The following is a 16,110-nucleotide window of genomic DNA, read 5'->3' on the forward strand; positions in this document are numbered from 1 at the left end:
CTATTATTTAATAAGCCTGGAAACAGCAAGCCACAAAAAACAATACTACAGATATTCTTTTTTTCATCAAACCTTAATGTTTAATTCAACCTTATTTTTCTAAATCTACTTAATAACGGAAGCTTTAGTTTTGTATAAATTTAATACAAATATCGAGAAGAAAAGAGAAAAACCTTCTATTTAATATGTTTTAATATTATAAAGGTTCTGGAGAAGAATAGAGTATAACTTCTATTGAACACTGCAAATGTACGAATAAAAAATAAATAAGGCCTGTAATTCAAATTACAAGCCCTAGTATATTTAGCAAACAGCAATTTTATCAACCCTGTTTTGGTGTCTTCCACCTTCGAAATCTGTAGAAAGAAATTTATCTACAATTTCAATTGCCAGTTCCTTTGATATAAACCTTGCCGGCATGGAAATCATATTCGCATCATTATGCAGTCTTGCCAATGTTGCAATCTCCGGCATCCAGCAAAGCGCGCATCTAATCTTCTGATGTTTGTTAGCAGTGATCTGAACGCCATTTCCGCTTCCACAGATCAAAATTCCAAGCTCATTTTCTCCGTTTTCCACAGAGGTTGCAGCAGGGTGAACAAAGTCTGGATAATCCACACTGTTTGTGGAGAACGTTCCAAAATCCTGAACTTCAAATTGTTCTGAAAGGTAGTTCTTAACAATCTCCTTATATTCATAGCCTGCATGGTCCGCTGCGATAGCAATTTTTCTTTTCATAATACTCTTATTAAGCTTTTTTAGATTTTATTTCCTTACAAAGGTAAGAATAATAACAATTCGTGTTAGTAAACCGTGAGTTAATTGTGAAAAGGTATGTTAATAACTGTGGAAAACTTTTTTCAACTTTCTATTTTTAAAGATAAATTTATTTCGTAATAGAAAATCCTTCCGAAAGTTTTCACCACAACTTTCCAGATCTTTTCTCAAGCTATCCCCAGATTTCTCCATAATAAAATAACTAATAATGATTTCTTGACAAAGTTATCAACAATTGTGAATAAGTGTCTGAATATGCAGGTTTATAGCTATTTACATTGTGAGTTAAATATGAATTGGATACCAGTTGAATATTATCAATTTTTAGCTAAAAACTTATCCCCGATACTAACAATACACAACAACAACTACATTATTCTTTTTTTTAAAGAGAGAAGAAATGTTGATTAATGGGTGATTGGGTTCGGGGAAAGTTTTTGAAAACTTTTATTTTAATCAATCTGTTGAAAAAGTTTAAAACCTTACATTTGTGAAACGAAAATCCAAAGAAATTTATGGAATTGCCTCTGCCGAAATTTGCTGAAAAGCTGTTACAGCTGAGTTGGCGGTTCCAGGCGATCTTAGAAAAAAATAAATCTAAATATAAAAATGAAAACAATTAACGACTTCAATTTTAAAGATAAGAAAGCTCTTGTAAGAGTTGATTTCAATGTTCCACAGGATGACCAGCTGAAGGTAACTGACAATACCAGAATTGTTGCAGTGAAGCCAACGGTAGAGAAAATCCTTAAAGATGGCGGCTCTGTTATCTTAATGACACACCTTGGAAGACCAAAAGGAGAGGTTAAGGATGAGTTTTCTCTAAAGCACATCCTAGGGGAAGTTTCCAGTGTTCTTGGTCAGGAAGTGAAGTTCGTTGATGAGTGTATTGGGGAAAAGGCTGAAAAAGCAGCTTCTGAGCTTAAGCCTGGTGAAATTCTATTATTGGAAAATGTACGTTTTCACAATGAAGAGGAGAAAGGTGATGAAGGTTTTGCTGAGCAGCTTTCTAAATTGGGGGATGCTTATGTAAATGATGCTTTCGGAACAGCACACAGGGCTCATGCTTCAACAGCTGTAATTGCGAAATTCTTTAATTCAACTAAATTCTTCGGTTTACTGATGGCTAAAGAACTTCAAGCAATCGATAAAGTTTTGAAAAGTGGTGAGAAACCTATCACTGCAATCTTAGGTGGATCTAAGGTTTCAACTAAGATTACCATTATAGAAAACATTCTTCCGGCAGTAGATAATTTGATTATTGGAGGTGGAATGGCTTTCACATTTATTAAGGCTCTGGGAGGTAAAATTGGAAATTCATTAGTAGAAGAAGATAAGATTCCTTTAGCTCTTGAAATCTTAGGTAAAGCAAAAGAACATAAAGTTAAGATTTATCTTCCTTCTGATGCCATCATCGCTGAAAGTTTCAGTAATGATGTTGAAAGAAAAGAAGCAGATATTTATGCAATTCCCGAAGGATGGATGGGATTGGATGCAGGCCACAAATCAAGAGATCAGTTTAATGATGTATTATTAAATTCAAGAACAATTCTTTGGAATGGTCCAATTGGAGTTTTTGAAATGTCACATTTTGCTGGAGGAACTGTTGCACTTGGTGACAGTATTGCTGAAGCTACAAGATTAGGTGCTTTCTCTTTAGTTGGAGGAGGAGACAGTGTTGCTTTTGTTAAGCAGTTTGGATATGCTGATAAAGTAAGCTATGTTTCTACCGGAGGTGGAGCAATGCTTGAAAGTCTTGAGGGACTTGAGCTTCCTGGAGTAGCTGCTATCAACAATTAAATAAGAAATTAAGATCTATATTTTAAAGCCTGCTAATTATATTAGCAGGCTTTTTTATGCTTGAAATTCTATTGAGAAATCCTGAATTGATCATGGTTTTTATCATTTTTAGATATAACCTTAGGTTATACTAAATATACTTGATTCATTGATAGAAAGTTATATTATAACAAGCTTTTTAATACGAAAAATGATCATTTTAATTTCAAATTTTGAATAGAATTCTATTTTTTTTTAGGAGTAAAAATTAAATCTTTTTTTCTTTCTGAATATTTTTTATACGTCAAGTTTTGACGCTGGCAGGAAATACATTTGCAGTATCAAATTAAAATATTATGATGTATACAAATGAATTTTTCGCAGTAGGAAATACAGCTCCTAATGATGATCTTGTACAGCTAATTGACAGTTTTACAGGAGAGAATGTTAACTTTAGAAAAGTAAGTACTTGGATTGATGGGCAAGCTCTTGGTGTGAATGATCCCAGAGTATTGAGTGATGAGATTATTTATCGATCAAGGGGTAGTGAATACTATGTAAACACGGTAGTTTTTTCTTCAAAAAGAGTTTATGTTACAACTTTTGGAGTAGTATCGGATTTACGTTTTGATCAAAGATCTTCTGTACAAAAAGCGATTAATATTTGCTCAGAACTCAGGTTAAAGCTTGTTTTTCCAAACGGTTATTTTCTTATTAATTCATATACTGACGATATTAAATTAAGAGGGGCACATAGTAATATCCTTGAGCTTAAATCTAATTTGGATATTGAGTTTGAAGAATACAGTGTCATTCAATTGGGAACTTATTTTGATAATAAAAATTTTGTTTTATTTTCAGGTTTTAATCATGAAGAATCGAATATGTTAACACCTATATCCAATATTACACTTAAAGGAAAGGGAACAATCGACTTCAATGGAAATTTGTCACAGATTAGAGGAAAAGATAGAAATCGCATTATTAGAAGATTTGGTTTTGAAGGAGGTAATTGTACTAATGTTCTTATAGATGGGCTACATTGGGTAAATGGAGATCTAAGTAATTGTATTGGAACTGGTTGGGCTGAAAATGGCAATAAATTTATAATTCAAAATTGTATTTTTGAGGAGTTAACTAAAAGTCATGAAGAATCTAACTATGACCATTCTACAATCTACGGAAATGCTAATTTTTTAACTGTTCACAATAATATATTTATAGGGAATGAACAGATGAAATTAGTTGGATGTGCATGTGAGATTCATGGCAGCAATGCATCATTCTCAAATAATAAAATATACAACTATTTGAGAATGAATTTTGTAGTAGGGAATATTGGTGAAAAAGGAAGTGTTTCAGATATTTCAATTTCAGATAATATTGCAGAGGTTACGAGTGGTGGAGTGTATATATGGCCAAATTCGAAAGCAAGTGTATCAAACTTATTAATTTCTTCAAATAACATTAAACATATACATGTTCCAGGAAAGGATATGTGGTATAATGGAACTCAATGCCTCTTTATTATTCAAGGAAAAGGTGGCGATTGTAAAAGGATTACGGTTCGTAATAATGTTTCTCATATTTTGTATACTAACGGTAATTATTCCAGATATGCTGCTGGTATTGCTAGTAATGTTGAATCATTAGAAATATGTGATAATCATTTTATTGGACATTCTTTAGGAATTTCATTTGATTTAGATCATGACGAACTTAATCCTGTTTTAAGTGAATACTCATTTATTAAAATTTCAGGTAATAATTTTACTTCTTCATCTAAATTAGTTACAATTGAGGCGAGAAAATTAAATTATTGTTTAATTGCTAACAATTCTACTGTTCTTGATAATAGCTCTATGGAGAACTTAATTGAGATCAACAGTGATATTATTCAATCTACAACAGTAAGAGATAATATTTATATTTCAAACCAGCCAAAAGTTGAGTTTACACCTTCTTCAGTATTCTTGGCTGATCCATCCAATAAAGCTAAGTATGTTCTGTCCCTAGTCAGTACACCTGTACCTAGTATTAATGGTGGGGCATCAGCTTTTATTAGTCCTGTACTTTCAAGTAGCCACAAGAGGGTAGGGGGGATGTACACAATTCAGCCAACTTATCCATTTCCTGAACTTTTCTTCAATGCCCATACTTTTGGTGCCGGAGGAACTTCGGATGTGAAATTTAAAGTTGATAACATGACATCAACCATTTTTTCAGGAAATCCAAATTTAGTTAGTAACTTGATTGTTAACTTATAAAACCAGGGCCGGAATTATTCCGGTCTTTATTTTTTTGAGCTTGAAAATTGATATTCATAAATGCTTTAAAAGTCAAAAAACTAAATATTTCCGAGTATTTGTATGCTCAATAAGAAATAAAGCTTGAAATGATAGTTTCTATGTGTTTTTTTTCTTTTGAAATTGTTTTTTTGATTTTTTGAATAATTGTTTATTTTCTAAATTTATCCCGATCTAAAAAGTACTAAATATTTTTCATGTGAAAATAGAGTAGGAGTGGAAATGCAAAATTTGATTATTTAGAAATCTAATTTTCTATTTTGAATTTTTATGAATAAATTTTTAAATAAATCTGTGATGCATTCTTTTATAAAAATAAAAACTCAGGAGTAATTATCCTGAGTTTTTTATATTTTTTGATGAAAATACTGAAATTTGGCTTTCAGAAACGGCTTAAAAATCGATTTTCTATCTTTTTTCGATAATATATATCAAACTTGAAAATTCGCTCGAAAAAAGGGCTTTTATGTTCGAAATCGTTCCGTAGATTGTAGCTTTTAGCCAAAATAGAGGTGATTTTTTATATTTTTCGCTGAGCATGGAGATATAATAGGAATCCAGGACCAATGGTTTTATCTTTCTCATTTTCCAGTCTGATTTTTTTGAAATCAAATTTTCCATTCCATTTTTTGAAAAATGGTAGACGTGTCTTGGGACGTCATAGGCTGCCCAATATTCCTTGTAATGTTTTGCATCGTAAGAAGTAGGATTGGGTACTGCAATAATAAGAAGTCCTTTTTCTTTTAATTTCCCGTGAAAAGCATTGAGCATTTCATCCTGATTCTCGATGTGTTCAAATACATGCCAAAGCGTAATAGCATCTAAACTGTTTTCCTCAATTTTATTGATATCATCCAGAATTTTTGCCTTTGCTATTTTTCCTTGTGCAGCATTTCTTGCATCTGCATCGGGTTCAAAACCGAATGTTTCAAAATCATTCTCTATATATCTTACAAATTCTCCTGCGCCACATCCATAGTCTAGTACTTTTGATCCCTTTTTAATTCTGTCAACAAGAATATTTTTTTTGTATTGTAAATTGAAAGACTGAAGAAATTTGTAAAGCTTTTCTTTCAAGCTTCCGGAATCCTGATGATGGGAAATATAATCTTCGCTTTCGTAGTATTTGGAAATATTGGATGGGATAGGGGAGGTTTTATATACTCCTTTCGTTTCTGTTTCCTTAATTTCAAATATTTCCTGTGAAAGAAAATGATCTTTTATTTTCATTGAATTCGCTATCTGTTATATTTAAAAAATTAAGATATTTAGAGATATATTGCAGGCTCATAAATACCTTAATTTCTGCTTTATTTATTTTAATGTTTCACGTGAAACATTTCTTTTTTAACGTCCTAAATACACTAATAAAACGTTAATATCAGCCGGAGAAACCCCGCTTATTCTTCCTGCTTGTGCAATAGTCTTGGGACGAACGTTGGACATCTTCTGTTTTGCTTCTGCAGAAAGGCTTGAAAGCTTCATATAATCAAAGTCTTCAGGAATTTTAATATTTTCTAAACGATTAAGTTTAGCCACATTTTCCTTTTCTTTCTCAATATAGCCTCTATACTTGATATTAATTTGTGCTTGCTCTCTTACTTCATCATTATATTGACTAGAAATTTCTTTAATGAAATCAATTTCATCTAATTTTTCTAATGTAATGTTGGGTCTTGTAAGAATTTGAGCTGCTCTATAGGCTTGGTCTACAGGATTACTTTCTACAGATTCTAAAATAGGGTTGATAACACCTGGTTTTAAAGAAGTTTCTTTAAGGAATTCTTCAAGTGATTGACTGTCAGTTATTTTAGCTTCTACTTTTCTTAATCTTTCCTCTTTTGCAAGTCCTAGGTTATAAGCTTTTTCAGTTAACCTGATATCAGCGTTATCTTGTCTTAAAAGAAGTCTGTATTCTGCACGTGAAGTAAACATTCTGTAAGGTTCTTCAGTTCCCTTTGTAATCAGGTCATCTATCAATACTCCAATATAGGCTTCATCTCTATTAAGGATAAAGTCTCCTTTCTCATGAACTTTATTGTGTGCGTTGATTCCGGCGATTAAACCTTGGCCTGCCGCTTCTTCGTATCCTGTGGTTCCATTGATCTGTCCTGCGAAATATAAATTGTCAATTAATTTTGTTTCCAGGGTATGCTTCAATTGGGTAGGAGGGAAGTAGTCATATTCAATAGCATAACCTGGGCGGAAAACTTTTACATTTTCAAATCCTGGAATATGTCTCATGGCTTTGATCTGTACATCCTCAGGAAGAGAAGAACTAAATCCGTTTACATAGATCTCTACAGTTTTCCATCCTTCCGGTTCTACGAAAAGCTGGTGTCTGTTTCTTTCTGCGAAACGATTAATTTTATCTTCAATACTTGGGCAGTATCTTGGGCCTAAACTTTGGATGGTACCATTAAACATTGGACTTCTATCGAAGCCTTCACGAAGGATATCATGAACCGTTTCGTTGGTATAAACAATATGGCAGCTTAATTGTTTTGTTAATTTCGGAGTATCAAGATAGCTAAACTTTTGAGGATTTTCATCTCCTTTCTGTTCTTCCATTTTAGAATAATCCAAACTTCTTCCGTCTACTCTTGGTGGAGTACCCGTCTTCATTCTTCCTGCTTCGAAACCTAAAGTGACCAATTGTTCGGTAATACCAAACGCTCTAGGTTCACCCATTCTTCCTCCTCCTAATTGTTTATCTCCAACGTGAATTAATCCGTTAAGAAAAGTTCCGTTGGTAAGAACTACAGATTTTCCTTTGATTTCAATTCCTAAAGAACTGATGACTCCGGTTACTTTATTGTTCTCTACAATTAGCTGTTTCACCATATCCTGAAAGAAATCAAGATTGGGAGTATTCTCTAATGCAAGTCGCCATTCTTCCGCGAAAAGCATTCTATCATTTTGGGTTCTTGGGGACCACATGGCAGGACCTTTTGAAAGATTCAGCATCTTGAATTGTATTGCTGATTTGTCTGCTACAATTCCGGAATATCCTCCCATTGCATCAATCTCTCTTACGATCTGTCCTTTTGCGATTCCACCCATTGCGGGGTTGCAACTCATCTGTCCGATGGTCTGCATATTCATTGTAATCAATAGGGTTTTTGAACCCAGGTTGGCTGCTGCTGCTGCTGCTTCACATCCTGCGTGTCCTGCACCTACTACGATCACATCATATATTTCTGAAATCATTTTTATCTCGCTTGTTTAAGCTTTAAACCTTATCTATATTACCAATGTTTCACGTGAAACATTTTTGGAGAATGAACTCTAGGTAAACTTATATTGTTACTAGAATAGAGTACTTTAGATATGGGACTTTAAGTGATTGTTCAATTTCAATTCTTTAAATCCCTGTATTTCGCTAAGTACAAATCTTCCATTCTCCGCATCTCTTTTTCTTCCTCTTCCGTCTTGTCTTTGTAGCCTGCAAGGTGTAAAATACCATGGGCTAAAACCCTTCTTAATTCTTCTTCAGGATCTCGGGAAAGGGTAGAGGCGTTATCAGAAATGCGCTGCAAAGATACGAAAATCTCAGCGCTTATTGTCTTGCCTTTTACATAATCAAAAGTGATGATATCGGTATAATAATCATGCTGTAAATAATCCTGATTAATCTTCAATAGATATTCATCATCACAGAAAATGTAATTGATTTCTCCTAGTTTTTTTCCTTCTGAAAGAATAAGATCTTCCAGCCATTTTTTGTAATCTGTGTTTACCGACTCTGGTAAATTTTCGTAAAAGAATTGTATCATTGTATTAAAACCAGTGTCCTAAAATAACACTGAATATGCCTTTTTGATTGTTTTTTAGTGAGTGGCTGAAGTTTACTTTAATCTGCCCGAAAGGAGATTTATATCCAGCCGTAAGCCCAACTGAACTAAAATTTACTTTAACTGCATCTTCAAATTTAATATCATTTGAAAGGTTGGCAAAGGTAAAGTTTCCGCTGATAAAATAGTTCTTATTGAATTTGAACTGAAGATCATTGGATGCCAATATCACATTATTTGTATGCAACTGTGCAAAATAGAATCCTCCAAAGCTTTTGAAATTAATAATATTTTGTTCGAAAAGTCCTCCCAGTCTATATTGATAATAGGTAGGAAGATGCTCTCCAAGCGTTACACCTCCAAATAAGTTAAGACGGTAGGTAAACTGTTTACCAAGTGGAATATTTACCTTCAAATCTGCCTTTATCTGAACGATTCTTCTCTCTACTTCAGATTTTAAAAGGTCAATTACCTTTCCTTCTGCAGCAAAGTAAACTCCTTTTGTTGGAAATTCCTTATCATCCTGAGTATCGGTCTTCAGAAATACATAAGGATTTAAAAAACGGCTATAACGCCTGTTTTCGCCATTAATTTCAGCTCTGAAGTAGTCATGGCTAATACCACCGCCAATGGCGAATTTATCTTTCCAAATAGACTGTATATAAGCTTCATTTCTGGCCCATTCCCATTTGTCGATAACATAATTATCTGCATTCTTCAGATCAAAGCTCATTCCAGAAGAATAAATACCAAATCCGGGAATATATCCGTTATCAATAAAATAGTTTACATAATATCTGAGCTTGTCACCCACAATTACATCTACAGAAAGGTTAGAGTTTTTGAATAAAAGTCTCTTTGCAGAGTAGTTTAATAGCAATCCAGTTTTAAAAACTTCATCATAATGCAATCCAAATCTTAAGAAATGTCGGGCGTCATCTTCCGTTACATAAAGCTTTAGATAATTGGCATCATTCTCCTGAACGATATCATAGTTGATGAATTTGTAATTATTTGTTGCAACAAGCTTATCAATCATCTTATTGATACTGCCATAGGTTTGTAAAGAGGGTAGGCGCAGTCCCATTTTCCCAAGCGTATAGTTTTTGCCAAAGATTTTGCTTCCTTCAATGGAGATGCTGTCTATCTTATATACATTGGAATATATTGGATTTACGCGCTGTCTAAGACGGTCAAATGGACGTTTGGGTAATTGATCGAGAACCTGAGTATATTTTAAACCTTCTACGTAGCCACTGTCAAGGATTTTTTTCTTGTCATCATAGCTTGTGGCAGACATTCCTTTAAGGTTAGGCTTAATATTGATATCCGTATACTGATATTGTTTTTTTGTATCCCTTTTTATTCCAAAGTCAATAACCTGATTCAGAATTGAAATAATATTGTTTAAATCCTCTCTTTTTGAAAGATCCTGGTTAAGATCCACTCCGATAACGACATCAATTCCTTTGTCTTTTAACGGCTTTGAGGGATAGTTTACCGTCATAGCTCCATCAATATAAATACTGTCCCCTATTTTAATAGGATCCATTAAAGAAGGGAAAGCAGAACTCGCCATTATAGATTGTACCAGATCTCCCTTTTCAAAGATTTGCATATTTCCACTTTCAAGGTTGGTAGCAACACATAAAAAAGGGATTGGCATTTTTGAAAAGTCCTCAATATTGGAAACATTTTTGAAAAGTTCCTTTAGAAGATAAACATTTCTCTGGCCTGTACTGATAGAGGAGGGAAGTGTAATTTTTCCATTTTTCAATGGAATAGATAAAAGATATTTGTCCACAGACTTATTGAAGAAACTTGCTTCCTGTCTTGATTTTGGATCCATGATTAAGGAATAGAAATCTGTATCCATAACGATTTTTTCTATTTCCTTTCCGGAATATCCGGAAGCATATAGACCACCAACGATGGCTCCCATGCTTGTTCCGGCAATATAATCCACCTTTACTCCCAAAGAATCTAATACCTTTAGTACTCCGACATGTGAAAAACCTTTGGCACCACCACCGGCTAGCGATAGTCCTATTTTGGGGTTCTTCGGAATTACTAAGTCTTTTTTTACCTGAGAGTTGAACAATAGCAATTGGAATACGAAAAGAAGAATCAGGAGTTTTCTCATAGTTAATCTTTTATATAAATCCGTTTCACCCGAGGTGAAATGGAAGTTAATACTTCATAGGTTATAGTTTTGCAGTAGCCTGCGAATTCTTTTAAACTTGGTTGGGCATTGAAGACCGTTACAGTATCTCCTTCCTTTACGTGAGGAGCATTTTCTACGTTAATCATCATCATGTCCATGCAGATATTTCCAACAATGGGTACCAATGTCTTATTGACTCCCAAGTGGCCTACCTGATTTCCAATCAATCTTGGAATACCATCAGCATATCCAACAGGGATCGTTGCAATCTTAGTCTTATGATCTGCCTTATATTTTCTGCTGTAGCCTACAGATTCTCCACTTTCAACCATAGAAATCTGAGAGATAACTGTTTTAAAACTTACAACAGATTGTAATTGTTTCTGTATTTCACTGTCTGGTGACTCTCCAAGCATTCCAATACCAATTCTCACCATATCATGCTGATGATCCGTATAGCTTGTAATTCCAGATGAATTTAAAATATGTCGGATAGGAGCGTAGCCTAATTTTTCAGTTAAATAACTAGAGTTTTTTTCAAAAACCTCCAGCTGCTTTAAAGTAAATTCTTTCTCTTCAGGCATGTCTGAGGAAGATAGGTGACTGAACATACTTTGAACTTTAAGATTTTTCTGGCTTAAAATCTCGCTTAATTGGTCCAGCTCAAAGTCTTTAAATCCAAGACGATGCATTCCCGTTTCCAGTTTGATGTGGATAGGGTACTTTTTATCATATCCGGATTTTTGTACCGCTTCATAGAAAAGCTCCAATACCCTGAAACTGTAAATTTCAGGTTCCAGATTATATTCAATGATTGTTTGATAACTGTGCTGCTCAGGGTTCATCACAATAATAGGAGTGGTGATCCCTTTTTTACGAAGCTCAACACCTTCATCAGCATAAGCCACCCCAAGATAATCGATATGGTGGTGCTGTAGAAATTCTGATACCTCATAGCTGCCAAGTCCATAAGCATTAGCTTTCACCATGGCCATCATTTTGGTACCGGGCTTTAGTAATGATTTATGGTAATTGATATTATGAAGAATAGCATTCAGATTAACTTCCAGAACCGTATCGTGTTTTCTGAGTTCAAGAATATCTTTAAGCTTCTCTATTTCAAATTTTCTCGCTCCTTTTAGAAGGATGATTTGATTTTCTATTTCAGAAAGGTGTTTACTTTCAATAAGTTCCTTAGTGTCTATGAAAGTATAAGTTTTAGACTTAAATAATTCACTGGATTTTGAAATTTCATCACCAATTAAGAAGACAGAATCAAAATGCTGATCATTCACCAATTCGGAAACTTCTTCATAGAGTTCCTGAGAATTAGTATTCACTCCTAAAATATCCGTTAAAACCAATGACTTTTTAGGTTTATTGTATTCATTTAAAAATTGCAGGGCAGTTTTCAAAGAATCGAGGTCAAGGTTAAATGAATCATTGATGACAATATTGCCCTTAATTCCTTCGATGGCTTCAAGCCTCATTTCAACGGCCTTTAAAAGGTTGATTTTTTCAACGATCTTTTTATTTTCGATTCCTAGCTCCTTAAGAACGGCGATAAGCGCTGTAGCATTAGTTAACGTCGCTTCGTCTCTTTGGTGGGCAGGAAAACTGATTTCTTCACCAAAATATTCCACAATGATGTTTTCATCCTTGGAAATATTGTTTTTGATGAAGACCTGATTTCCTTCTTTAAATCCGTAAGAGATTAATTTCTTATCTGAATATAAATTTTTGATTTTTTCATCTACCAAAGGATGGTCATCATTATAAATGATCACTTCAGAATCCTTAAAAAGTCTGATCTTATCATCTATCAATTCTTCCTCAGAAGAAAAGTTGGCAGCATGGGCAGTTCCTATGTGGGTTAACAATCCGATTTGTGGATGGAAAATGTTTTCAAGTTTTTCCATTTCATGCGGCTTGGAAATTCCTACCTCAAAAATTCCCAGTTGATGAGATTCGTTAATTTGAAGTAAGGAAAGAGGGAGCCCAATTTGAGAATTAAAACTCTTTGGACTTTTTACAGTAGGAAACTCATTCCATAAACATTGATAAAGCCATTCCTTTACAATGGTTTTACCATTACTTCCAGTAATTCCAATAGATCGCAAATGAGAATTTTCAAAGTGATACTTTGCTAATTGCTGAAGAAAATCCACGGAATTTTTAACAATAATCCAGGTTACATTTTCAAACTGTGGATATTGATGTTCGGAAATAATGATATTGATTCCTCTATCAATGGCAGATTCAATGAACTTTTCACCAGAATTTTTATGGGTATTAATGGCAATAAACGCAGTATTCTTAGTTGAATAAATAATCCTGCTGTCATAAGCTATGTTTTTAACCATTAAATTATTGTCTCCAATAACCTGTGAATTGGTGATATCTGCAATTTGATGTACTGTATAGTTCATTGGTGCCCTTTCTGCTTTATTTTTGGCGAAACCGCAAAAATGCAAAGAAGTTAGAAAAGCTTATTTCTCCCTTTTTGAAATTTTACAAAATTGCTTTTTCGTTTTTCATTTATTAATATTCTGTGAATGTATTTTACCGGCTACAATATTTTATAGCTTTTTTGCAATTTTAATTTTTATATGTACTACTTCCTTTTAGAAAGTACTTCATCAATAAATACACGGCGGCTTACTGCTTCGTAGCTTTCAGTCTCTCCCAATTCTACCAGATCATCTCCTTGAGAAGTTCTCATAGAATAGTTAGCGAGATTACCTGTTCTCTTGCAAATAGCATGCACTTTTGTTACGTACTCTGCCGTAGCCATAAGATTAGGCATTGGCCCAAAGGGGCGTCCCAAAAAGTCCATGTCCAATCCTGCAACAACTACTCTTACGCCGCTATTGGCCAGTTGATTAGCAATCTCAACAATACTTTCATCAAAAAACTGAGCTTCATCTATCCCTACTACATCACAATTGGATGCCAGCAGAAGAATTTCATTCGGGTTCTCTACTGCACTGCTGCGTATTTTATTCTGATTATGAGAAACTACATCTTCCTCAGAATACCGGATATCCAGTTTCGGTTTAAAAATTTCCACATTTTGTCCTGCCATTTCAGCTCTCCGTAATCTTCGGATCAACTCCTCGGTTTTACCCGAAAACATAGAGCCACAAATCACTTCCATCCAACCACTTTGTTTGGAATGATTAATTGTATTTTCTAAAAACATTTGTTAAATTAGCCGTATATTTTCAAAATCAAAAGTAAGCAATTTTAATAAGAATCTTATTATGCAAAATATCCAAGATTTAAAGGAAAAAATTTTTTTTGAATCCAAGAATATCATTGATAATCTGGACAAAATAAATAATGTAGACGAGTTACTTTCCAAGCAAGATCTTGTAGATGAGCTTGCTAACAGGATTTCTTTTTTGAAACTGCTGGAAAAAAACATTGAATATTTCATAGCAGACGAACAAGTTAAATATTCGGACAATCATTCCAATTCTTTTGCTTCAGGAGAACAGGAACATCATGATTCCGGTAATGAAGTAACGGAGGAGGAAGCGATTTTTAATAATGAGCTAAATGAAATTGATGAGCACGAAAATGACAATTTTATTGTCGGATCCGATGAAGAAGAAGTTGTTTTCAATAGTCAATTGAATGAGATTGATGAAAATGAACATTCCATTGCTCCGGATGCAATTCTGAGTTTTGTAGACGAAGAGAAAATTCTTTCAGATGCTAAACCTGATTCAGATGAGGATATTAATGAAGATATGTTTAGTGATGACGTTACAGAAGAAGAGGCAATATTCAACAATCAACTGAATGAAATAGACGTTGATGATGAATCCGAAGAAAAAAATGATGTGGATTACGCTGCAGTAAATGAACCTAAAGAAAACAAGGTAGTTACTGAAACAATTCCAAGTATTTTCGACACCGAAATGCTTGATGATGAAATGCTGATTGAGGAAAATGAAGAGCAATTTACCACTTCAAATATATCATTAGAACAAGGAGAACTGGTAACAGAAACTTCTAACGTTGAAAATATTCTGAGTGATATTAAAAATGATCATTCTGAACAAGAAACTAAGGAAGAAAATGTTCTTGCAGAAGTTTATGACCGAAGAAAAATTGTTGAAATAGACAAACCTGTTCCTGAAGAAACAGAAAGACATCCTTCTGATGAAAGTTTTGAAAACTTAGATGAATATCATCAGGAGAAAAAAATAAAATTAGCCAATATCAAAGGGTTGAAAGCTGTTCAATCCCTCTTTGACGATGATCCGCTGGAAAGAGAATTTCCAATGGAAAGCCAAACTACATTTGTAAAGGAAGACACAGGGAGTGTTGTAAAATCTAATATTCCTACCCATTTTATGGAAGCTGAAAAGCAGAAACCAGAGTTTAAATTGGATTTGAATGATAGAATTGCCTTTTCAAAAATGCTGTTTGGTGGAAGTCAGGCAGACCTTAATGAAACGGTAGCCTATCTGAACCAATTCAAAACACTGGAGGAAGCCAAGGAATATCTGAGTGACCTTTACTATGAAAGAAAATGGAATGGAGTGGATGAATATGCTCAGAGACTTTGGATATTGGTGGAAAATAAATTCTTATAATTTTGAGCGGAATCTTATATTTTGTTCCTACACCCGTTGGGAACCTTGAAGATATGACCTTCAGAGCAGTAAATGTTCTTAAGGAAGTTGATTATATTTTATGTGAAGACACCAGAACTTCTGGAATACTTTTAAAGCATTTTGAAATCTCTAAGCCTTTAAAATCCTATCATTTACATAATGAACATCAGGCAACAGAGAAAGTGATTACAGACCTTAAAAACGGTCAGAATATTGCAATTATTACTGATGCCGGAACCCCTGGAATTTCTGATCCTGGATATTTGCTGGCGAAAGCAGGAGCAGATAACAATATAGAAATGATCTGTCTTCCCGGAGCAACTGCACTTATTCCGGCCCTGGTGGTTTCCGGGCTTCCCAATAATGAATTTTTGTTTGCAGGATTTTTGCCCCAGAAAAAAGGAAGACAAACCAAACTTAAACAGCTTGCAGAAGAGAAAAAAACAATTGTCCTTTATGAAAGCCCACATAAGATCAATACCACATTGGAACAGATCAAGGAATTTTTTGGTGAAGAAACAAAGGCCAGCTTAAGCCGTGAGATCTCCAAGAAATTTGAAGAAACTAAACGTGGGACTATCAATGAATTAATTGAATTTTCCAAGAGTAAAACTTTAAAAGGAGAGATCGTTCTTATTGTCAATAATTCTATTTAAACTTTA

11 protein-coding genes are annotated in these 16,110 nt (G+C 34.0%); 4 read left to right on the plus strand and 7 right to left on the minus strand.

Annotation, left to right across the window (positions count from 1 at the left end):
- Positions 1–303 precede the first annotated feature (303 nt).
- Entirely contained in the window at positions 304–738 is a 435-nt protein-coding gene (rpiB, locus tag EG359_RS14540) for a ribose 5-phosphate isomerase B (protein WP_076352881.1), read from the minus strand.
- 648 nt (positions 739–1,386) lie between these two features.
- Between rpiB and EG359_RS14545 the strand changes: the two genes are divergently transcribed.
- Both EG359_RS14545 and EG359_RS14550 read left to right on the plus strand, forming a co-directional pair.
- Entirely contained in the window at positions 1,387–2,577 is a 1,191-nt protein-coding gene (locus EG359_RS14545) for a phosphoglycerate kinase (RefSeq protein WP_076352882.1), read from the plus strand.
- Positions 2,578–2,912: 335 nt separating this feature from the next.
- A complete protein-coding gene (locus tag EG359_RS14550) occupies positions 2,913–4,823 on the plus strand; it encodes a glycoside hydrolase family protein (RefSeq protein ID WP_123867404.1) in 1,911 nt (636 codons plus the stop codon).
- Between the two features lie 447 nt (positions 4,824–5,270).
- Here the strand turns inward: EG359_RS14550 and EG359_RS14555 are convergent, their stop codons facing one another.
- The 6 genes from EG359_RS14555 to EG359_RS14580 all read right to left on the minus strand — a co-directional run bounded on the left by EG359_RS14555 (position 5,271) and on the right by EG359_RS14580 (position 14,022).
- Positions 5,271–6,092: a class I SAM-dependent methyltransferase gene (locus EG359_RS14555; RefSeq protein ID WP_076352884.1), complete on the minus strand. Its 822-nt coding sequence runs from the start codon at positions 6,090–6,092 to the stop codon at positions 5,271–5,273.
- Positions 6,093–6,209: 117 nt separating this feature from the next.
- The gene (gene mnmG, locus EG359_RS14560; RefSeq protein WP_076352885.1) at positions 6,210–8,072 is read right to left on the minus strand and encodes a tRNA uridine-5-carboxymethylaminomethyl(34) synthesis enzyme MnmG; all 1,863 of its coding nucleotides are present in this window, start codon (positions 8,070–8,072) and stop codon (positions 6,210–6,212) included.
- 146 nt (positions 8,073–8,218) lie between these two features.
- Positions 8,219–8,638, minus strand: a complete 420-nt coding sequence (gene ybeY / locus EG359_RS14565) for an rRNA maturation RNase YbeY (protein ID WP_076352886.1) — start codon at positions 8,636–8,638, stop codon at positions 8,219–8,221.
- 4 nt (positions 8,639–8,642) lie between these two features.
- Entirely contained in the window at positions 8,643–10,799 is a 2,157-nt protein-coding gene (locus EG359_RS14570; protein WP_076352887.1) for a patatin-like phospholipase family protein, read from the minus strand.
- A 2-nt stretch (positions 10,800–10,801) separates the two neighbouring features.
- Complete coding sequence (locus tag EG359_RS14575) at positions 10,802–13,249, minus strand: bifunctional UDP-N-acetylmuramoyl-tripeptide:D-alanyl-D-alanine ligase/alanine racemase (RefSeq protein WP_076352888.1); 2,448 nt, start codon at positions 13,247–13,249, stop codon at positions 10,802–10,804.
- Positions 13,250–13,434: 185 nt separating this feature from the next.
- Positions 13,435–14,022: a thymidine kinase gene (locus tag EG359_RS14580; RefSeq protein WP_076352889.1), complete on the minus strand. Its 588-nt coding sequence runs from the start codon at positions 14,020–14,022 to the stop codon at positions 13,435–13,437.
- Between the two features lie 61 nt (positions 14,023–14,083).
- Here EG359_RS14580 and EG359_RS14585 point away from each other — a divergent pair, with 61 nt between their 5' ends.
- Both EG359_RS14585 and rsmI read left to right on the plus strand, forming a co-directional pair.
- The gene (locus EG359_RS14585) at positions 14,084–15,427 is read left to right on the plus strand and encodes a hypothetical protein (RefSeq protein ID WP_076352890.1); all 1,344 of its coding nucleotides are present in this window, start codon (positions 14,084–14,086) and stop codon (positions 15,425–15,427) included.
- Positions 15,428–15,429: 2 nt separating this feature from the next.
- Positions 15,430–16,104 carry a 16S rRNA (cytidine(1402)-2'-O)-methyltransferase gene (gene rsmI / locus EG359_RS14590; RefSeq protein WP_076352891.1) on the plus strand — a complete coding sequence of 225 codons (675 nt, stop codon included), beginning with the start codon at positions 15,430–15,432 and terminating at the stop codon, positions 16,102–16,104.
- The last annotated feature ends 6 nt before the right edge of the window (positions 16,105–16,110 follow it).

Source organism: Chryseobacterium joostei, from assembly GCF_003815775.1.
GTDB lineage: Bacteria > Bacteroidota > Bacteroidia > Flavobacteriales > Weeksellaceae > Chryseobacterium > Chryseobacterium joostei.

Bases quoted from the DNA above. Each gene is read 5' to 3' on its own strand.
- rpiB (WP_076352881.1), bottom strand. From the start codon at position 738: ATGAAAAGAAAAATTGCTATCGCAGCGGACCATGCAGGCTATGAATAT.
- EG359_RS14545 (WP_076352882.1), top strand. From the start codon at position 1,387: ATGAAAACAATTAACGACTTCAATTTTAAAGATAAGAAAGCTCTTGTA.
- EG359_RS14550 (WP_123867404.1), top strand. From the start codon at position 2,913: ATGATGTATACAAATGAATTTTTCGCAGTAGGAAATACAGCTCCTAAT.
- EG359_RS14555 (WP_076352884.1), bottom strand. From the start codon at position 6,092: ATGAAAATAAAAGATCATTTTCTTTCACAGGAAATATTTGAAATTAAG.
- mnmG (WP_076352885.1), bottom strand. From the start codon at position 8,072: ATGATTTCAGAAATATATGATGTGATCGTAGTAGGTGCAGGACACGCA.
- ybeY (WP_076352886.1), bottom strand. From the start codon at position 8,638: ATGATACAATTCTTTTACGAAAATTTACCAGAGTCGGTAAACACAGAT.
- EG359_RS14570 (WP_076352887.1), bottom strand. From the start codon at position 10,799: ATGAGAAAACTCCTGATTCTTCTTTTCGTATTCCAATTGCTATTGTTC.
- EG359_RS14575 (WP_076352888.1), bottom strand. From the start codon at position 13,249: ATGAACTATACAGTACATCAAATTGCAGATATCACCAATTCACAGGTT.
- EG359_RS14580 (WP_076352889.1), bottom strand. From the start codon at position 14,022: ATGTTTTTAGAAAATACAATTAATCATTCCAAACAAAGTGGTTGGATG.
- EG359_RS14585 (WP_076352890.1), top strand. From the start codon at position 14,084: ATGCAAAATATCCAAGATTTAAAGGAAAAAATTTTTTTTGAATCCAAG.